The sequence below is a fragment of the Haloimpatiens massiliensis genome, from assembly GCF_900184255.1.
Classification (GTDB): domain Bacteria; phylum Bacillota; class Clostridia; order Clostridiales; family Clostridiaceae; genus Haloimpatiens; species Haloimpatiens massiliensis.
In genome coordinates this window covers 154,706-175,012 of record NZ_LT854640.1, presented here as the reverse complement: position 1 = coordinate 175,012, position 20,307 = coordinate 154,706, and the positions used below count along the sequence as shown (strand labels likewise).

General features: G+C 30.4%; 17 protein-coding genes. 1 reads left to right on the top strand and 16 read right to left on the bottom strand.

The window, feature by feature from the left end:
- Positions 1-3: 3 nt before the first annotated feature.
- From C1715_RS08925 to C1715_RS08900, 6 genes are all read right to left on the bottom strand, one after another.
- Complete coding sequence (locus C1715_RS08925; protein ID WP_102400157.1) at positions 4-2,106, bottom strand: HD family phosphohydrolase; 2,103 nt, start codon at positions 2,104-2,106, stop codon at positions 4-6.
- Between the two features lie 103 nt (positions 2,107-2,209).
- A complete protein-coding gene (gene yqfD / locus C1715_RS08920; RefSeq protein WP_102400156.1) occupies positions 2,210-3,367 on the bottom strand; it encodes a sporulation protein YqfD in 1,158 nt (385 codons plus the stop codon).
- 1 nt (position 3,368) lies between these two features.
- Positions 3,369-3,653, bottom strand: coding sequence for a sporulation protein YqfC (gene yqfC, locus C1715_RS08915; protein WP_102400155.1), 285 nt, complete (start codon positions 3,651-3,653; stop codon positions 3,369-3,371).
- A 103-nt stretch (positions 3,654-3,756) separates the two neighbouring features.
- Positions 3,757-4,203, bottom strand: a complete 447-nt coding sequence (locus C1715_RS08910; protein ID WP_102400154.1) for a GatB/YqeY domain-containing protein — start codon at positions 4,201-4,203, stop codon at positions 3,757-3,759.
- Positions 4,204-4,232: 29 nt separating this feature from the next.
- Complete coding sequence (rpsU, locus tag C1715_RS08905) at positions 4,233-4,409, bottom strand: 30S ribosomal protein S21 (protein WP_035288167.1); 177 nt, start codon at positions 4,407-4,409, stop codon at positions 4,233-4,235.
- A 120-nt stretch (positions 4,410-4,529) separates the two neighbouring features.
- A complete protein-coding gene (locus tag C1715_RS08900; protein ID WP_102400153.1) occupies positions 4,530-4,874 on the bottom strand; it encodes a histidine triad nucleotide-binding protein in 345 nt (114 codons plus the stop codon).
- Between the two features lie 183 nt (positions 4,875-5,057).
- Between C1715_RS08900 and C1715_RS08895 the strand changes: the two genes are divergently transcribed.
- On the top strand, positions 5,058-6,368 hold the full coding sequence (locus tag C1715_RS08895; protein WP_102400152.1) for a transposase: 1,311 nt from the start codon (positions 5,058-5,060) through the stop codon (positions 6,366-6,368).
- A gap of 239 nt (positions 6,369-6,607) precedes the next feature.
- Here the strand turns inward: C1715_RS08895 and mtaB are convergent, their stop codons facing one another.
- The 10 genes from mtaB to C1715_RS08845 all read right to left on the bottom strand — a co-directional run bounded on the left by mtaB (position 6,608) and on the right by C1715_RS08845 (position 20,146).
- On the bottom strand, positions 6,608-7,921 hold the full coding sequence (gene mtaB / locus C1715_RS08890) for a tRNA (N(6)-L-threonylcarbamoyladenosine(37)-C(2))-methylthiotransferase MtaB (protein WP_102400151.1): 1,314 nt from the start codon (positions 7,919-7,921) through the stop codon (positions 6,608-6,610).
- Positions 7,921-8,673, bottom strand: coding sequence for a 16S rRNA (uracil(1498)-N(3))-methyltransferase (locus C1715_RS08885; RefSeq protein WP_102400150.1), 753 nt, complete (start codon positions 8,671-8,673; stop codon positions 7,921-7,923). The genes mtaB and C1715_RS08885 overlap by 1 nt, the downstream gene beginning before the upstream one ends.
- A 1-nt stretch (position 8,674) precedes the next feature.
- Positions 8,675-9,622, bottom strand: coding sequence for a 50S ribosomal protein L11 methyltransferase (prmA, locus tag C1715_RS08880; RefSeq protein ID WP_102400149.1), 948 nt, complete (start codon positions 9,620-9,622; stop codon positions 8,675-8,677).
- A 178-nt stretch (positions 9,623-9,800) separates the two neighbouring features.
- On the bottom strand, positions 9,801-10,949 hold the full coding sequence (gene dnaJ / locus C1715_RS08875; protein WP_102400148.1) for a molecular chaperone DnaJ: 1,149 nt from the start codon (positions 10,947-10,949) through the stop codon (positions 9,801-9,803).
- Between the two features lie 70 nt (positions 10,950-11,019).
- On the bottom strand, positions 11,020-12,870 hold the full coding sequence (dnaK, locus tag C1715_RS08870; RefSeq protein ID WP_102400147.1) for a molecular chaperone DnaK: 1,851 nt from the start codon (positions 12,868-12,870) through the stop codon (positions 11,020-11,022).
- Positions 12,871-12,895: 25 nt separating this feature from the next.
- Positions 12,896-13,528, bottom strand: a complete 633-nt coding sequence (gene grpE, locus C1715_RS08865; RefSeq protein ID WP_102400146.1) for a nucleotide exchange factor GrpE — start codon at positions 13,526-13,528, stop codon at positions 12,896-12,898.
- A 30-nt stretch (positions 13,529-13,558) separates the two neighbouring features.
- On the bottom strand, positions 13,559-14,599 hold the full coding sequence (hrcA, locus tag C1715_RS08860; RefSeq protein WP_102400145.1) for a heat-inducible transcriptional repressor HrcA: 1,041 nt from the start codon (positions 14,597-14,599) through the stop codon (positions 13,559-13,561).
- Positions 14,600-14,823: 224 nt separating this feature from the next.
- A complete protein-coding gene (gene hemW, locus C1715_RS08855) occupies positions 14,824-15,942 on the bottom strand; it encodes a radical SAM family heme chaperone HemW (protein ID WP_102400144.1) in 1,119 nt (372 codons plus the stop codon).
- A gap of 109 nt (positions 15,943-16,051) precedes the next feature.
- Complete coding sequence (gene lepA, locus C1715_RS08850) at positions 16,052-17,857, bottom strand: translation elongation factor 4 (protein ID WP_102400143.1); 1,806 nt, start codon at positions 17,855-17,857, stop codon at positions 16,052-16,054.
- Positions 17,858-19,024: 1,167 nt separating this feature from the next.
- Positions 19,025-20,146, bottom strand: coding sequence for a stage II sporulation protein P (locus C1715_RS08845; protein ID WP_102400142.1), 1,122 nt, complete (start codon positions 20,144-20,146; stop codon positions 19,025-19,027).
- Positions 20,147-20,307 lie beyond the last annotated feature (161 nt).

Here is a 20,307-nt window from a genome sequence, read left to right as displayed (position 1 = left end):
CTTTTATTCCTTAGAAATAGCTTTTTCAGACCATTTATCTGTAGGATATTCTATTCTTTGATGATAAATTCCACTTAACACCTTCAAAAATGACTTTCTAATTTTATTTAAATCCTTAAGAGTTAAATCACAATCATCTAGTTGACCCTCTGCTAATCTTCCCTTAATTATATTATTTACCATTTCTTCTATTTTACCCTTAGTAGGATTACTAATAGATCTTACTGCCGCCTCTACTCCATCTGCAAGCATTATTATGGCTGCTTCCTTACTATTAGGTATAGGACCTGGATACCTGAAATCCTCTTCTTTAATGCTTTCTGGATCATCACTAGCATTTTTAACTGTTAAATAAAAGTATTTTACTAATGAAGTACCATGATGTTGAATTATTATGTCTTGTATTTCTTTAGGTATTTTATGTTCTTTTGCCAGTTCTAACCCATCCTTTACATGAGATGTTATTATTAAAGTGCTTAAGTTTGGTGTTATTTTATTATGAGGATTTTCTCCCCCAAATTGATTTTCTTTGAAAAAGTATGGTCTTTTTATTTTTCCTGCATCATGATAGTACGCTCCAACTCTAGCTAAAACCGGATTGCCTCCAACGGCCTCTGCTGCAACCTCCGCTAAATTTCCAACTAGTACGCTATGATGATATGTTCCTGGAGCTTCTAATAATATCTTTCTGAGCAGCGGATTATTGGGATTTGATAATTCCAAAAGTTTTATAGTAGTCACTATGTCAAATGCGCTTTCAAAAAATGGCAAGAACCCTATAGTAAGTACCCCTGAAATACAACTAGATATAAATGCAAAAGCTGCATTTTTCACAACATCTAGTACATTGTTACTAAGCAAGAATCCTGATGAAAATGTAAACATAACATTTGTTATAGCCATATATATACTTGAATACAGTATATCGTTTCTTTGCTGCATTTTCTTTAATATTATAGTTCCTATGACCCCGTTTATAACTGCTAACATTATAATCTCTGGTTTAAAACCAACTACAGCACCAATTAAAGCGCTGTTTATAACGTTTATAGTTAAAGCAACCCTTTGCCCTATTAAAAGTGTCATAAGCATAGGAACGCAAGATAGAGGCACTAAAAAAGGTGATATTATGCCTAGTACTCTTGCTAAAGATAGAGATATAAATATTAATATATATATAAGTATTAATTTGCTATTATCTTTATATATCTTTTGATGATATTTCTTAAGATAGTATAATTGAAGAGTCATAACTATCAAAACTAAGCCAGCCAAACTTATATAAAGATACCATTCAAAATTACTTTTATTATCTAGGAGGCCAAGGCTCTTTAATATATCCATTTGATATTTTTCTACTGGCTCTCCCTCTTTTACTATTATTTGATCTTTCTTAATTATAATAGGTTGAACTTCCTTTACAACCTTTTCCTTATATTCTTCTGTTTTCTTTTCATCAAATACATAGTTAGGAAAAACTTGCATATATCCTATAGTTACTCCTAGCTCTTTACCTGACTTAGATAAATCAGAACTATTAATTCTAAATACTATGGTTTCTCTAGCTTCTTTTACATCTTCCTTTTTATCTTCCATTATTTTATTATCATAAACCTCTGTCATAGTATCTCTAAGAATTACATTTAAACTTCTAACTTCTGCTTCATTTAGTTTTAACAGCTTTTCCATATTTTCTGTAGACAATTTTATTGATGTTGCATTTTTCAAATCTTCTATTTTTTGTCTATATAAATTCATTTTTTCGTTTTCTGGTAAAGCTTTTGCACTTTGCTGAACTTCAATTATTTTACCTAAAAGTTCATTTATGCTCTTAATTACTTTTTCCTTTACAGACTTATCTACTGAATATTGAGGTCCGGAATTTTTAATTGCTTGGTCTATTAATGCCTTAGTGCTTACTTCATCCTTAACATCTCTAGTTGCTTTTATATCTACCTTGGCTATTTCCCCTTCTTTAATATTATATTTTTTTGTAACCAGAGAAGTAGCCATAACAGAGTAAATAAATATAAAAGCCAATAAAAATATCATATTTCTTTTATATTTTCTTTTATTAAAAATTCCTTTAAACTTATTTCTGTTCATGTATATCCCCACCCTCTTATGTTAAATAAAATCAAACTACATACTGTTTTATCTTTACTTTATTCTCACCTTCATACCCTTTTGTATTAAATAAACCATATAACTACTTTTCCTTATCCACATCATATTCTAAACTCTGCGGTATAGCTATATTCTCTTCACCTACTAAAAGAAGTCTTATTTGGTATTTGTCTTCCACAATTTTTGTGTCAACTATTTTATCAACTATTTTAACAGATTTATCTATATCCTTTGTTATATCTTTAGTCAATTCTTCTACTGTTTTCTTAACTATATCCTCTTTTTTATTTACCACTTGCTTTTCTTTAATCTCATAATATGTTTCTTTAGTTATAGGCCCTTTATTATCTACTATTCTATCATACTTATAAAATTTATTTAAATCATTTTTTAAATAAATTTTCTTTCCTTTTAACATAATATAAATTCTTTCTACCTTATTTCCTGTTCTTTCTCTACTTTTAACTGTAATAGGCACTTCTTTACTTTTTTCATAAAAAGTTTTTGCTATAACCTGACCTGTAGCATGAACCTCATAAGTTGACTCTTCTGTACCTTGCTCTCCCTTTACCAATAACTCTCCTTTTTTCACCACAGCACCTTCCTTTACCACTGCCGTACCTGCCTTAGTATATACTCTAACTATTTCTCCATCTTGTTTAGCTACCAAATCGCAAGGTTCATCATTCTTTACTATTATAGGTGGGGATTGATTTTCAAAAATACTAATATTTAAATTTACTCCTTCTATTCTAGCCCTGACCCACATTACATTGCTATTATCCTTCAGTATTTGTTTTTCTAGTTTATGCACATCTATACTAGATTTTTTTTCTCCTTCTTTTATACCATACTTTAGCATTTGGGTTCTTATTTCATAGGGCGAAAGATATTTTTCCGTTTCTATATTTACTTTCCATACAAAACCAGATAAATAGTATGTTATGCACATGAATAATATAATTCCAGTGGAAATGGCAACCACTTTATTTTTTCTTATTAATAAAAAATCTATTCCTTTTCTTTTTAATATTTTTATTTTTGTATCAGTTCTTTTAGATACTTCCGTTATTTTAGAATAATCTTTTAAGTTTACAATCATTCTAACTGTAGTTATATTTATCCTCTTTATATCCTTTACATATATATTATTTTTCCATAATAAGTTAATAAATCTTTCTGGACTTAAACACTGAATTTCTAATAGTATTGTACCTTTTTTATACTTACTAAAATCCATATTACTCATTTCCTCCATACACTATATTCTTAAACTTTCCACTTAAGCTTATAGTATTTCCACCTATAAATAATATTTCAAAATTACTACCTTCTATAGTTATCACTCCAATAGTAGTGTTTATTTTAATAATTTCATCTTCAAAAAGTACAATACCTTTATGATTTTCTATAGTTATCTCACTATTTCCTAATACAGTTATCCTAGGTAAATTTAAAACTACATCCCTAGGAAGTTCTAATTTATCTGCAAACCTCTCCTTGGCAGAATACATTTTTTTCTCCATACAATCACCTTCTCTTTCATCCCCTTCATATTAAATTTATGAATGAAAAATTTAATAAATGATAAAAATGGAGAAATAAAAAAGGTCCAGCAATGCTGAACCTTTATCTACTAAGATATTCTTTTACAATTTTATTAACAAGTTTACCATCAGCTCTACCTTTAAACTTAGGCATTACTGCTGACATAAGCTTTCCCATGTCTTTTATGCTATTAGCCCCTACCTCATCAGCCGATGCTTTGACAATTTTAAAGATTTCTTCCTGAGTTAACTGCTGAGGAAGGTAATTCATCAAGATCCTTATTTCTTCTTCAGATTCATCAATAAGATCTTGTCTATTTCCCTTTTTAAACTCTTCTATCGCATCTCTTCTTTGTTTTACTTCCTTAGCCAAGATTTCAACAATCTGCTGATCATCAAGGGAAGAACCATCTGTCTTTTCGACTTGCAAAACTGCCGCCTTAGCCATGCTAATAACATTAGCTTTAAACTTTTCTTTTCCTTTTAATGCATCTTTCCAATCTTGTTGTAATCTCTCTTTAAGGGACATACTCGTACCTTCTTTCAAATTTTAAAAATCTATCTATGTTTTCTTTTTCTTGCTGCTTCAGATTTCTTTTTTTTCTTTACGCTTGGTTTTTCGTAGTGCTCTCTTTTTCTTACTTCAGAAAGAACACCAGACTTAGCGCATTCTTTTTTAAATCTTCTTAAAGCACTTTCAAGTGATTCATTTTCTCTTACTTTTATTTCTGACATGTATTTTCCCTCCCTCCGCTAGCTGATTTATTTTAATTTTAAACAGCTGATGTTGGGCATAAATAGCACATTGTTAATTATACAATAGCCCTTCTGCTTGTGTCAATAACCTTTTTTACATTAACCTGGTGGCCATTGAAGATTTCTTCCAGCAAGCATATGGAAATGTAAATGCTGAACAGTCTGTCCACCGTCTTTACCGCAATTATTTACTATTCTATATCCATCCTCAGCCACACCTAACTCTTTAGCCAGCTTTTTAGCTTTCATAAAGATGTAAGTGACTATATTAGAATCTTCTTCAGTTAATGAGTTCAAACTCTCTATGTGCTTCTTAGGTATTATTAATATATGAGTAGGTGCTTGAGGTTCTATATCTTTAAATGCCAATATTTTTTCATCTTCATATACTTTACTACATGGTATATCTCCATTTACAATTTTACAAAATATACAATCGTCCACTTAATATCACCTCCTCACCATTTATTATTAGCCTTGAGCATAACTCTAAGGCCTTGATATCACTAGCCACGTAGGGCTATTTTTTTTAATCACTCAAATATATATCATAGGATTTCCTCACATTTTTGTCGAATTATACTATATTACCACACATAATATAAAAACAATAAGGAGGAAACCTCTATGTACCAACGTCAAGAAATCTTTAACATAATTGAACTTTTTACTTCTCAAAAGCTTATCAATTTTTATACAAAAATCTTTGATAATCTTGATTTATCTCCATTACCCGATAGGGTTCCTTCTAAATATGGCCCTACTGGATTTTCACGCCATGCTCTTTTTAGAGCTTTCATCGTCATGAAATGTGAGAAGTTTGCCCAAATTACTGATCTTAAAGATTTTTTAGAAAATAATTTAATTATAGCCCAACTTTGTGGTTTTAACATTCTTAAATCTTTACCTTCATACTGGGTTTTTCAGAGATTTATTAAAAATTTATCTAACTCTTATCTTAAAGAAATCATGAAAAATCAAGTTAATGTTCTTAAGGAGTTAGGTTTTATTGATAACAATTTTGTATCTGTTGATGCCACTCCTGTTAAAGCTAATACTAAATTTAATAATCCCAAATCTTTTTCAAGTAACAAGTTTTCTAAAAAGAATCCTCCATCTTCTGATAAAGATTGTAAACTAGGAGTTCATACTGCTAATAACTCCTTGAATGTTCAAGTTTCAGAGGATAAACCCAATAAATCAAAGAAAAATTATGAATTTTACTGGGGATACAAAAATCATGTTATTTGTGATGCTATATCGGGTCTTCCTATTGCTGAATTTACTACAACTGCCGATATCAATGAAATTTCTAATTTTATAGAAATTCTTACTGCTACAAATGAATGGTTTTCACTAAAAGACAGTTACATTATTGCTGATAAAGGATATGATTCAAAGCAAAATCATGATTTTATTCGTAACACCCTTAAAGGGCTTGCTTTCATTGCCTTAAATAAGCGTGGCACTAAGAAAAATAGTTTAACATCTACAGGTAATGTTATATGCAATGGCGGTTTAGCCATGCATAAAGATGGCAAACAATACTTTGATTCCTATATTAAGCAAAAATTCTGTTGTCCTTATAGAAAATCAAAAGATGATTCATTATGTCCATGTAAGCATAAAAAATATTTTAATGGTAAGAAAAACAGAGGTTGTGTAAAATACATAAGCATTGGAACTGATTATAGAGCTTCTATCAATCGTAATTCTATATTTTTCAAGAAAATATATAGCTTAAGAACTGAATCTGAAAGATACAATTCAAGATGGAAAAATCTCAATACTGAACAAGCTCATGTTAGAAATATTAACTCTGTTACTAATCTAAATACTATTGGACACATTTGCCTTTTAACCGTTGCACTTGCTGCTATAAAATCTGATTGTATAGATAAATCCAAATCCCTATCGGGATTTAAAAGAACAGCTTAATCAAAATACATTTTTTAACATTGTTTTTTACTATGGGAGTAGTCTGCCCTTTTTGCTTTTTTTATTATTAATCTCTACTTCAAATTCTTCTCAACAAGCTCCGCTCAAGAAAATTTGGAACTATTTTACTTTAATCATTTGATTTTTTATCAATTATGCTCATCTCTATTTATTATTATATTTCAACAGATTTTTATTAATTCCTTCTTTATGAAATAAAAATATTTATATTACAACTTCTATTCCTTAGGCTTAATCTCCTTACCTAATGCGTGTTCTCCTTCTGCTGAATTTATTGTTACTCTTACTATTTTACCCTTTATATCTTCTTCTGATTCCATCAATACTTTTATATAATTTTCTGTGTATCCTTCATATAAATTATCATTTCCATGTACATTTTGTTCAAACAAAACATTCATTTCTCTTCCTATGAATCTACTTATAAATTTATTTTCTAATTCCTTGTCTAGAGAAATTAACTTACTACTTCTTTCTTCTTTTATATTTCCATCTACTTGATCTGGCATTTGAGCAGCTTTAGTTCCCTTTCTTGGACTATACTTGAATATATGCATCTTTGATAATTCTATATGTTTTAAGAAATTATATGTGTCACTAAATTCCTCTTCAGTTTCTCCTGGGAATCCCACTATAACATCCGTAGTTATAGATACATCTTTTATATACTTCCTTAAATTATCAACAGCTTCTTCATACTCTTTTGCAGTATATCTCCTGTTCATTCTTTTTAAAGTCTCATCACATCCACTTTGAAGTGATAAATGAAAATGTGGACATAACTTTTCTATAGATGCTGCTTTTTTTATAACTTCTTCTGTGAAGAACGTAGGGTCTATAGAGCCTATTCTTATTCTTTGTATTCCATGCACCTTGTTTATTTCTTCCAATATCCTTGTCAAATCCCAATTGCCTTCCAAATCATTTCCATAAGATGCTATATGAATTCCTGATAATATTATTTCTTTAAAACCATGCTCTGAAAGTTTTTTAACTTCTTCTAAAACTCTCTCTGGTTTTTTACTACATACAGCTCCTCTAGCAAAAGGTATTAAGCAATAGGAACAAAATCTATTGCAGCCATCCTGAATTTTAAGAAAAGCTCTAGTTTTATCTTGATATTCTTGTATATTTAAATCTTCAAAACTATTGTTTTTTAATACATCCTTCACCACTATCATTTGCTCTTTTTCTTCTTTAACTCTATTTACCCAGTAAATTATTTCTCCCTTATTTCTAGTTCCTAGAATCACATCTACCCCTTGTATGCTAGAAATCTCTTCTGGTGCAATTTGAGCGTAACACCCCACAACTGCTACTATAGATTCTTCATTTTTCTTTTTAGCCCTTCTTATCATTTGTCTTGACTTTTTATCTCCAGTATTAGTAACAGTACATGTGTTTATTACATATACATCTGCGAAGTCTTCAAATTCCACTACTTCATATCCTTCTTTTATAAATTTTTCCATCATAGCTTCTGTCTCATATAGATTTACTCTACAGCCTAAAGTAGCAAAAGCAACCTTCATTACATATTTCCTCCTAAATCTCCTAATTCATACATTATTAAGCTCAAACAAGTAAATCCTGCAGTCTCTGTCCTTAGAATCCTAGGACCTAAAGTAATTATATAAGCTCCCTTTTCCTGCAGCTTAACTATTTCTTCCTCTTCAAATCCACCTTCTGGTCCTATAACAATAGCAACATCTTTAATTTGCAGATTTTTTATATCCTGAATTAATTTCTTTATGCCATATTCTTCCTTATTCTCATATGGCACCACTATCAGTTGAAAATTAGACAACTCCTTTAACATTTCATGAAACTCCAAAGGGTTATTTATCTTTGGAATATAGCTTCTTTTGCTTTGTTTACAAGCTTCTAGGGCAATTCTATTCCATCTGTCAACTTTTTTATATTCTTTTAATTCACCCTTAACTACTACTCTCTCTGTAATAACAGGGGTTATTTCTTTAACTCCCAGTTCCGTATTCTTTTGAACTATCAAATCCATTTTTGATGCCTTAGGAAGTCCTTGATATATAGTGACATTTATAGAACTCTCATTGTCAGTGTCCATTTTTTTCAATATTTGAGCTTTTACTTCTTTTTTATCTATTTCTTTTATCTCAGCTAAGTATTCCTGTCCGGAGCAATTATTTATACAAATTTTATCACCAATATTTAATCTTAAAACTTTATATATATGTTTTACATCATCACCAATTATATTAACCCATTCATCTACAATATTTTCATTAGATACAAAAAACTTATGCAATCTAATTCTTCCCTTCTTTAGCTACTATACAGCACCACTCACCATCTATATTTAATTCTTCAATGGTGAAGCCATTTTCTTCTAAACATTTAACTACGTCATCTTTTCTATCTAATATTATTCCTGATGATATAAAATAACCATCTTCTTTTATAAAGTTTTTAACATCCTTAGTAAGGAACAATATAATATCTGCTATTATATTGGCAATTACTATATCAGCTTTTCCTTTAACTACTTCCATTAAGTTACCATGTAATATTTCAATATTATTTAATTTATTAAATCCTACATTTTGTTTAGCAGAATCTACAGCTACAGGATCTAAATCTACGCCTATTACCTTTTTAGCCTTTAGCTTTGCTGCTGCTATAGATAATATTCCTGAACCTGTTCCTATATCAAATACTGTAGAATCGTCTTTCACATACTTTTCTAAAGCTTTTATACACATTCTAGTAGTTTCATGAGTTCCTGTTCCGAAAGCCATTCCCGGATCTAATTCTAAAATTATTTCATCATCTTTTTTACTATACTCTTCCCAAATGGGTTTTACTACTATTTTATTTCCCACTTTTGTAGGTTTATAATACTTTTTCCAGTTATTTTCCCAATCCTGTTCATTTACTTTATTATATACAACAATTCCTTTACCTTTATCTATACCAAATTCTTCTAAGGAATTTACTCCTTCTTCTATGTACTTAATGTAGGATTGGAATTTTTCATCTTCCTTATAGTATCCTTTTATTACTGCTCCGTCCTCTATATCTAAAAGTTTTTCATCAAAATAATCCCAATCTCCTGGGTGTTTCTTTTTAAACTCTACATCTTGGGAATCCTGTATAGCTACACCTTTAACTCCTGTATTATATAAAATACCTGAAACTGCTTCTACAGCCTCACTACTAGTTATAACTGTAACTTCAATCCATTCTTTATCTACCATATCGTTTCCCCCATACTAATTATTTTCTTATAATATATTATCACATAATATTTCACTATGTATACTTTAATTTAAAATTAAGGTTGAAATTCATAGGGAATTTCTTTAATTGTATGCACCTATAATTCATTGGCAAAAAACTAACCGCCTAACTCTTATTTAAGTTAAGCGGCCAAATTTATTTAAATGAGTTTTTTAATTTATCTACAAAAGACTCTTTTTTGTCACCTTCGTATTTTTCACCACTAGCTTCCATAAAGTCTAAAATAGCCTTCTTCTGTGCCTCATTTAAATTCTTAGGTACATCTACTACGACCTTCACATATTGGTCTCCTCTAGACTTACTATTTACTCTAGGAACACCTTTCCCTTTAAGTCTAAATACTGTACCCGGTTGAGTTCCAGCTGGCACTTTGTATTTTACAGACCCATCCACTGTAGGAACTTTTATTTCTGCTCCTAAAGTAGCTTTTCCAAAGCTTATATGTGTATCTATATATATATTGATTCCCTCTCTTTTAAAGTTTGGATGTGGTTCTACCATTATATTTACATAAAGATCTCCAGAAGGGCCTCCATTCTTTCCTGGCTCCCCCTGACCCCTTATAGGAAGTACATTTCCAGTATCTACTCCTGCAGGTATATTGATCTTTATTTTCTTTCTCTTTCTTATAGTTCCTTTTCCGCCACAATGAACACACTTTTCTTTTATTATGGTACCTTGACCTCCGCACTTATCACAAGTTCCAACGCTTACAAAGCTTCCTAGTGGAGTATTTCTTTGAACTTTCACTTGTCCAGAGCCACCACATTTGTCACAGGTTACTGGAGAAGTACCTGATTTTGCACCTGTACCATTACACTTTTCACATTTCTCATTTTTATCTATAGAAATTTCTTTTTCTACTCCAAAAATAGCTTCGTCGAATTTTAACCTCAATGTGTATTCTAAATCAGCACCTCTTTGAGGTCCATTTGGCCTTCTTCTTCCAGAAAAGCCACCTCCGCCTCCAAAGATGTTTTCAAATATATCTGAAAATCCACCAAAGCCTCCACCGCCAAAGTCTGAGAAATCAAATCCTCCAAAGCCTCCAGCACCACCATTAAAGTCTGTAGTACCAAATTGATCATATTGACTTCTCTTATTAGGGTCAGAAAGCACTTGATATGCTTCGTTTACTTCTTTAAACTTTTCTTCAGCTTCTTTATTGTCTGGATTTCTATCTGGATGGTATTTTAACGCCATCTTTCTAAAAGCCTTTTTTATTTCCTCATCACTGGCTCCCTTTTGCAGTCCCAGGATTTCATAATAATCTTTACTAGCCAAATTTATTTCACCACCTAATAACCCAAATTAAGGGAAGGCAATAAATCCTCCCCTTATTTACTTTAACCTATTATTTATCGTCTTCTACTTTATAATCTGCATCTACTACATTGTCATCTGATCCTTTAGTATTTGCATTTTCTGCTGAAGCACCACCCATGTCTGGACCTGCGCCCTGAGCACCAGCTTGTTGCTCATACATTTTAGAAGATATTGCATAGAAAGCTGTTGTTAATTCTTCTTGTGCTTTTTTAATTCCTTCTAAATCATCTGTATCTTTAACTTTCTTTAAATTCTCTACTTTAGCTTTTATGTCTGATTTTTCAGCATCTGTTACTTTATCTCCAAGCTCTTCTAATGTTTTTTCTGTTTGGTAAGCTACTTGTTCAGCATTATTTTTTGCTTCTATTAAATCCTTTTTATTCTTATCTGCTTCAGCATTTTGCTCTGCTTCTTTCATAGCTTTTTCAACTTCGTCTTGAGAAAGGTTAGTTGAAGCTGTTATTGTTATTTTTGCTTCTTTTCCTGTTCCCTTATCCTTAGCTGAAACATTTAATATACCATTAGCATCTATATCAAATGTAACTTCTATTTGAGGTATTCCTCTTGGAGCCGCTGGTATTCCTGAAAGTTGGAATCTTCCTAAAGTCTTATTGTCTGAAGACATTTTTCTTTCACCTTGAACTATGTGAATTTCAACGGATGTTTGACCATCTGCTGCTGTTGAGAATATTTGACTCTTTTTAGTTGGAATAGTTGTATTTCTTTCTATTAATGGAGTTGCAACTCCGCCTAATGTTTCTATTCCTAAAGTTAATGGAGTAACATCTAGAAGAAGTACATCCTTAACATCTCCTGAAAGTACACCAGCCTGTATAGCTGCTCCTAGTGCAACACATTCATCTGGGTTAACTCCTTTAGTTGGCTCTTTTCCTGTAAAATTCTTAACTGCTTCCTGAACTGCAGGAATTCTAGTAGAACCACCTACAAGTACTATTTTATCTATATCATTTATTGAAAGTTCTGAGTCACTAAGTGCTTTTCTCATAGGCTCTATACTAGCTTCTACTAAATCAGCAGTTAATTCATTAAATTTAGCTCTTGTTAAATCCATATCTATATGTTTTGGGCCTGTAGCATCTGCAGTTATAAATGGTAAGTTAATATTTGTTTGCATAGCTGAAGATAATTCTATTTTAGCTTTTTCAGCAGCTTCTTTTAATCTTTGAAGTGCCATTTTATCTTCTCTTAAATCTATACCATTTTCATTTTTAAAGTTTTCTGCAATGAAATCTATTATTCTATTGTCGAAGTCATCTCCACCTAATTTTGTATTACCATTAGTTGCTTTAACTTCAAATACTCCATCGCCTAATTCTAGTATAGATACATCAAATGTACCTCCACCTAAGTCATATACAAATATTTTTTGATTTGTATCCATTTTATCAAGACCATAAGCAAGTGAAGCTGCTGTTGGCTCATTTATTATTCTTAAAACTTCAAGACCAGCTATCTTACCAGCATTTTTAGTAGCCTGTCTTTGGCTATCATTAAAGTAAGCTGGAACAGTTATAACTGCTTGAGTTATCTTTTCTCCTAAATATGCTTCAGCATCAGCCTTCATTTTTTGTAGTACTATTGCTGATATTTCTTCTGGTGAATATTTCTTATCATCAATTGATACTCTATAATCAGTACCCATGTGTCTCTTTATAGATATTATTGTTTTATCTGGATTAGTTATTGCTTGCCTTTTAGCAACCTGACCTACAAGTCTGCTGTCATCCTTTTGAAATGATACAACTGATGGTGTTGTTCTAGCACCTTCTGCATTTGGTATTACAACTGGTTCTCCACCTTCCATAACTGCAACACAAGAGTTTGTTGTTCCTAAGTCAATTCCTATTATTTTTCCCATTTTTATTACCTCCTATATATACTGGTTAGTTTGCAACTTTAACCATACTGTATCTTAAAACTTTATTTCCTTTTTTGTATCCCTTTTGAAATACTTCAACTACTTCTTTTTCTTTATAATTGTTATCCTCCACATGCATTACTGCATTATGGAAGTTAGGATCAAAACCTTCTTCTGTAGATATTTCTTCTACACCAATTTTCTCAAAACTATCTTTAAATTGCTTTATAGTCATTTCTATGCCTTTTTTAATGTCTTCCACACATCCCTCTACTTCCATAGCTCTCTCTAAGTTATCTAAAACAGGAAGCATGTGCTTAAGTACATCTTCACAAGCATCATCATAAATAGCTTCTTTTTCCTTAGATGTTCTGTTTCTATAGTTATCATACTCAGAAACTATTCTTTCTAATCTATCTTTTAATGCTTTATTTTCATTGTTTAATTTAGTTTCTTCATCTTTAAAACATCTATTTTCCTTTTCAAGATTTTCTTTGTCTTCTTTCAATTTTTTTATTAAATCTTCTTTTTCATTTCTTTCTTCTTCATCTAGGGAAATATTTTTATTGTCTGAGTTTTCTACTTTTTCTGCTACCTTATCCTCTAATATTTCCTCATCACTCAGATCTTCTTTTAAATTTTTTTCCTCACTTGTCAAATTTACCACCGCCTTAATATTTTTATAACCTTATTTATGAAGGTTATCTGAAGAATTATCATTTAAAGTTTTTATAACTTCTGTTAATATAGATATCACCTTAGGATAGTGCATTCTTGTAGGTCCTATAATGGCAACAGCTCCTAAAGGCCTATTGTTTATACTATAGACAGCAGATATAACGCTACAATCTTCTGCACCTTCTATGAAATTTTCAGTTCCTATCTTTATGGATACTTCATTAGGGTTAAGTCCTTCATTTAATAACAATTTTACCTTTTCTTTGTCATCTAAAAGATTTAAAAATCTTCTAGCACTATCTATGTCATTGTATTCTTGATAATTAAATATGTTCGTAGCTCCTCCTAAATAAAACTGAGCATCATCGATTTCTCTTAAAGCCTCCGCTAATGTGCTTATAATAACCTCTAGGACTTTATAACTATTTTGAAGTTCACTCTCTATTTCATAAATTATCTTATGAAAAAATTCTTCTACAGTTTTATATCTTAGCTTTTCATTAATATAATTATTAAATTTCAAAATCCAATCATCATCTATTTCTATATCTAATCTTACTATTGCATTTTTCACCAAAGCAGTATCAGTAACAATAGTTAAAAGTAAATTCCAGTTATCTATTGGTGTTAACTGAATATGCTTTATATAACTCTGCCTTAAAGAAGGTGCCTTTATAATGCATGTTAACTTTGTAAGCTGTGATAATAACTCTGTAATTTCTTGAATAGTTTTGTCCATTTGAAAAATAGCTAAATCCATAATGCTTTTTTGTATTGCAAATTCATCTTCAGGTGATATTGTAGGTAACTGCATAAACTCATCTACATATAATCTATATCCCTTATCTGAAGGTTTTCTACCAGAAGAGCTATGAAGTTGTTCTAAATAACCCATTTCTTCTAAATCAGACATTTCATTTCTTATAGTTGCTGAGCTTATTCCCAAATCATATTTTTTCGCTATGGTTCTTGATCCAACAGGTTCTCCTGTGTTTATATAGTCGTGAATTATAGCTTGAAGTATTTTTATTTTTCTTTCATCTATATTCATAAATATCACCTCTTTTATTAGCACTCATTAGCATTGAGTGCTAACGACTATGTTTTAAACATATCACTCTAAATTTTTTTTGTCAATATATGATACATAATATAAATTTCAGTTAATACTATTTAATATTGTTTATCCATATTTTTCTCAATATATCTACTTATTACTCCTGTTTAATATGTTTTTAATTTAAGGTATTAACATATTATAGACAATATAGCTGTCTAATCTAATATAAAATCACTCATTATAACATTAGACACCTGTATACCTTCTGTAGATAAAAACATTCTATCTTCATTTTCAATAATTAAATTCATAGCTTTATATTTATTTATAATATCTCCATATATAATATAAATATCTCTATTAAATTTTTCCTTAAATTCTTTTTTAGAAATACCCTCTATTTTTCTAAGACCCATAAAAATATATTCTTCCATATCTTCTTTTGAAGTATTTTTATGCCTTTCTATCTGAGCACTATTGCTTTTCTCCATAAGCTTAATATACTTACATATATCCTCCACATTACAATATCTTTCACTATTTAAATATGAATGAGCACCTGAACCACAACCTATATAATCTTCTAAATTCCAATAAATTAAATTATGTCTGCATTGCCTGCCTTCCTTAGAAAAATTAGATATTTCATATTGCTCATATCCATTTTCTCTTAAAAATTCTATTGTTTCAATATACATACTTCTTTCTTCCTCTTCTGAAGGTAAAGATAATTTTTCTAAATTCTTATAAAAAACTGTACCTTCTTCTACTATAAGACTATAGCAAGAAAGATGTTGTGGCTCCATATGTATAACATTTTTTAAAGTTTCTTTCCACTTTCCTAAAGTTTGATTAGGAAGCCCAAACATTAAATCTACATTTATGTTTTTAAATCCACAACTTCTAGCCATTTTATAACTTTTTCTAAAATCATCTAAGTCATGAATTCTTCCTAAAGTTTTTAAAATATCATCCTGCCAAGCTTGAAGTCCAATACTGATTCTATTTACTCCCATTTCCTTAAAAAACTTAAGTTTTTCCTCTGTGAAAGTTCCCGGATTTCCTTCTATAGTAAACTCTAAATCTTTTTTCTTATACAAACCATCTAATGCCTTCTTTATAATTTTCCATGCCTCTAAAGATAAATAGGTGGGAGTTCCCCCACCTACAAATATGGTATCTATTTCGTTTTTAATTCCACTTATCTCTTTACTTAAGGCTTTAGCGTAATTCATCATAAGAGATTCTTTTCCACTAAAAGAAGGAAAGTCGCAGTAAAAACATTTCTGTTTACAAAAGGGAATATGAATATATAATCCCACCGCTTTACTCACTTTAAAATTCCTCCCTAATTTTTAGTTCCAGTCACCAATACCCACCGACCAATTTCTGGTGATTAGTGCCCGGTGATTTATAACTCTATTTAAAATACATAAAATGCATCTAGTCAACCTTAAGTATAGACATAAATGCCTCTTGTGGAACTTCTACAGAACCTACCTGCCTCATTCTCTTCTTACCTTTTTTCTGTTTCTCTAGAAGTTTTCTCTTTCTAGAAATATCTCCACCATAACATTTAGCAAGTACGTCTTTTCTTAAAGCTTTTACAGTTTCTCTTGCAATTATTTTAGAACCCACCGCTGCCTGTATTGGAATTTCGAACATTTGTCTTGGAATAATTTCCTTTAATTTTTCAGCAGTGTTTCTTCCTCTGTTATATGCCCTTTCCTTTGGAACTATCATAGAAAGTGCATCAACTATATCTCCATTTAAAAGTATATCCAGTTTTACTAATTCCGTTTCCTTATATCCATCTAATTCATAATCTAAAGATGCATATCCCTTAGTTCTTGATTTTAATACATCAAAGAAATCATAAATTATTTCATTAAGAGGTAATTGATAATGAAGAACTACTCTGGTAGTTTCTATGTATTCCATGTTTATGAAATTTCCTCTTCTTTCTTGACATAATTCCATTATGGAACCCACAAAATCTGAAGGTGTTATTATAGAAACTTTTACTATAGGTTCCTCCATAGATTTAATTTCTGATGGGTCTGGTAAATTAGTTGGATTAGTTATATCCATATGAGTTCCATCAGTTTTATGAACCTTATAAATAACAGAAGGTGCTGTAGTTATTATGTCTAAATCAAATTCTCTCTCAATTCTCTCCTGCATAATTTCCATATGCAAAAGTCCTAAAAATCCACATCTAAATCCAAAACCAAGTGCTATAGATGTTTCTGGTTCAAATAAAAGAGCTGCATCATTTATTTGTAATTTCTCTAAAGCCTCTTTTAATTCATCATATTTAGCTCCATCCACAGGATAAATTCCACTATATACCATTGGTATGGCTGGTCTATATCCTGGAAGCGCCTCTTCAGTAGGCCTTTTAGCTTCTGTAACTGTATCACCAACTCGAGCATCTCTTACATTTTTAATAGATGCTGTAAAGTAACCAACCTCTCCAGCTTTTAATTCTTCTACAGGATAAAAGTTAGGAGCAAAAATTCCTACTTCTGTTACTTCATATTCTTTTCCAGTAGACATAAACTTCATCTTAGTTCCTTGTTTTATTGTTCCATCCATAACTCTTATAAATGAAACAACACCTTTATAACTATCATAATAGGAATCAAATACCAATGCCTTTAAAGGAGCTTCTTCATCTCCATTAGGTGCTGGAACCTTTTCTACTATAGATTCTAAAACATCTTTTATATTAAGTCCTGTTTTAGCTGATACAACTGGTGCATCATGAGCTTCTATACCTATTACATCTTCAATTTCTTCTTTCACTTCATCCGGTCTTGCACTAGGTAAATCAGCCTTATTTATTACGGGAACTACTTCTAAGTCATGATCTACTGCTAGATAACAATTAGCCAATGTTTGAGCCTGAATACCTTGAGTGGCATCTACCACTAAAATAGCTCCTTCACAGGCTGCTAAACTTCTTGAAACCTCATAATTGAAGTCTACATGTCCTGGGGTATCTATTAAATTTAATATGTATTCTTTTCCATCTTCTCTTTTATATACAAGTCTCACTGCCTTAGACTTTATAGTTATTCCTCTTTCTCTCTCTAATTCCATACTATCAAGAACCTGTTCTTCCATTTCTCTACGAGTCAATGTGCCAGTTTCTTCTATCAATCTATCCGCAAGGGTAGACTTACCATGGTCTATATGTGCTACTATAGAAAAGTTTCTTATGTACTTTTGTCTTTCACCCTTCATCTCTACTACCGCCTTTCTTAACTTAACCTATGTGAAAACTATTTTTCCATAATTAGTATCTATTAACCTATTTTTTTAAATCAATATTATTTATGTATTTACAATAATACATTTTTTAAGGTAAACTAAATCACAGTAAATTATACCACAATAACCGCAACTTATGTCAAGACATAAGAATATTGTGAAGTAATGCATTGAAGAAAAATCTGTCTTTAAGTCCACAATAAATATATTTTTTAAGACTATTCGCAATACGCCAAGAAATTCTAATGTTTTCAAATTTCAATACCCTAAAGCTTTCAAACTCGCTTCTAACGGCGCTCAAACATGAAAGCTTCTTAACGGGTATTGAAATTTGAAAACAAAGAATTTCTAAGGCTAGCTCAATAGTCTAAAAAAATATATTTATTGTTACCTTAAAGATAGATTTTTCGGTTCATGCATAAGCTATCAAATGAGGAAGACAGCTAACTAAAGGATGATTTTCCTCCGCTATGCTACAGAAAATCTTTAATTGAATAAAAACTATAATTACACTATTAATCGAATAATTATAGCTTTTTCTTTTAAGCCTTTACAATCTTTTATTGGCGGTAGCCAGTCTAAATATTAAAGCTAAGATTTATACAAGCCAATGCATTATAGCAAAATATATTAAATTTTATCCAATATTTTATTTTAATAATTATGTATTTACTAGTACCTAATTAAAATAACTAATTGTATCTCCCAATTAGTGAAAATATTATTAATAACCGAGATTTAAGTTCTAAACGAAAGGCTACGCCTAAAAAGATTATGGGAGCCTTTTTATTTGTTTTATAAATTAAAGATTTTCCGTAACGTAGTGGAGGAAAATCATCCTTTAGTGGGCTTCTCCTCTCCAACCATAAACATATTAAACTAAAAATCTGATTTTAATGTAGTAATAAATGTGGAATTGGGGACTATTGAACTAGCCTTAGAACTTCTTATGTTTCACAGTTAAGGAACCGTTAAGAAGCTTTCATGTTTGAACGAGGAACGAGTGAGTTTGAAAGCTTTAGGTTCTTTAACTGTGAGACATTTAGAAGTTTTTGGCGTATTGTGAACAGTCCCAAATTACACATTTATTACGGAATTAAAATCAGATTTTTCTTCAATGTATTATGTCTCAATATATTCTTATTGTTTTCTGTTTAGGTGTTCTGCTAGTATTCTTGCTATATATTTTGCTGTCTTCTTAGCTTCATCTGTTGTATTCACATAAGATCCCATTTCAATTAAAATACTATTTTTACTCTTATTTTGGTTAAAATGTCTCATACCTCTATTATAATAATATATCTTCTGTTTTCTTAAAAGATTTGGATATAACTTATCACTTATGGATACTAATTTATTTGTCAAAGCTAGGTTACTTTTCACTAAAGGATTGCTCTTTTCTATTACAAACATAAATCTTGCTACTTCTTCTCCATTTAATTTTGTACTAACTAACCTCTTATCTGATGCAGAATCTCTATGCATATCTATTATTAATTTAAAGTTACCATATTTCTTTAAATACCTATCTAAAGTTTCACCAGATTTTTGGTAGCACTTTGGGTAAATGGTATCATGGATAGTTTTATCATGTATTACACATATACCGTAATTTTGCATTAATTCATTTGCCAGCACATCTCCCACTGAACATACATTCACTTTTTGATCTTCGCTACTAGGATTCCCTGGTTTATAACTTTCATGGGTATGAGTATGATATATAAGTACTTCTGGTTTATTCATATCCAAAGTCTTTTTAAGACTACTATCATAAGCTGGACTTATAGTATCCTTTCCAGTAGCATCATTGTCCTGCACGTCTTTATACACTTCTTTATCATCTAATTTAAAAGGATCTATGACTAACTTCCCATCCTTATCATACATCTTATCTTCAACTTTCTTATCATTATTATTTTCCTTTACTTTTTCTGCTTCATCCTTATCTATAATTGCCATTTCTTTCCTTAATATGGATTTAGGACTCTTAATGCCTAAAGCCTGTAAAAAACTCTCCTTTAAAGAGTAATTATTTAAAAGATCATCATTTACTACCTTTGCTGTTGGAATAGCATAGTTAAACACTTTCACATAAAAAGAAGATTTTTTGTTTTCTCCTCCTATCTCATATCCATTTACTAATTGAGGACTTAATAAAGTAATTATCATTACTACTACAATACACGATATACTCATTATGAGCTTAAATCTTTTATTGAAATTCAAATCTATCTTTTTATTTACTTTTCTGTAATCCAATTTTACTCCCCCTTTGTTTATACTGTTCTTAGTTTATAGAATATTAATGGAGAGCAAAATATATTACTAAAATTATTATTTTTATAGAAAATATTTAATCTATTATTTTAAAACTATATTTTTAATATAAAATACCTCACATATAAATTATGTTAAGCATT

Bases quoted from the DNA above. Each gene is read 5' to 3' on its own strand.
- C1715_RS08925 (WP_102400157.1), bottom strand. From the start codon at position 2,106: ATGAACAGAAATAAGTTTAAAGGAATTTTTAATAAAAGAAAATATAAA.
- yqfD (WP_102400156.1), bottom strand. From the start codon at position 3,367: ATGGATTTTAGTAAGTATAAAAAAGGTACAATACTATTAGAAATTCAG.
- yqfC (WP_102400155.1), bottom strand. From the start codon at position 3,653: ATGGAGAAAAAAATGTATTCTGCCAAGGAGAGGTTTGCAGATAAATTA.
- C1715_RS08910 (WP_102400154.1), bottom strand. From the start codon at position 4,203: ATGTCCCTTAAAGAGAGATTACAACAAGATTGGAAAGATGCATTAAAA.
- rpsU (WP_035288167.1), bottom strand. From the start codon at position 4,409: ATGTCAGAAATAAAAGTAAGAGAAAATGAATCACTTGAAAGTGCTTTA.
- C1715_RS08895 (WP_102400152.1), top strand. From the start codon at position 5,058: ATGTACCAACGTCAAGAAATCTTTAACATAATTGAACTTTTTACTTCT.
- mtaB (WP_102400151.1), bottom strand. From the start codon at position 7,921: ATGAAGGTTGCTTTTGCTACTTTAGGCTGTAGAGTAAATCTATATGAG.
- prmA (WP_102400149.1), bottom strand. From the start codon at position 9,622: ATGGTAGATAAAGAATGGATTGAAGTTACAGTTATAACTAGTAGTGAG.
- dnaK (WP_102400147.1), bottom strand. From the start codon at position 12,870: ATGGGAAAAATAATAGGAATTGACTTAGGAACAACAAACTCTTGTGTT.
- hrcA (WP_102400145.1), bottom strand. From the start codon at position 14,599: ATGAATATAGATGAAAGAAAAATAAAAATACTTCAAGCTATAATTCAC.
- lepA (WP_102400143.1), bottom strand. From the start codon at position 17,857: ATGAAGGGTGAAAGACAAAAGTACATAAGAAACTTTTCTATAGTAGCA.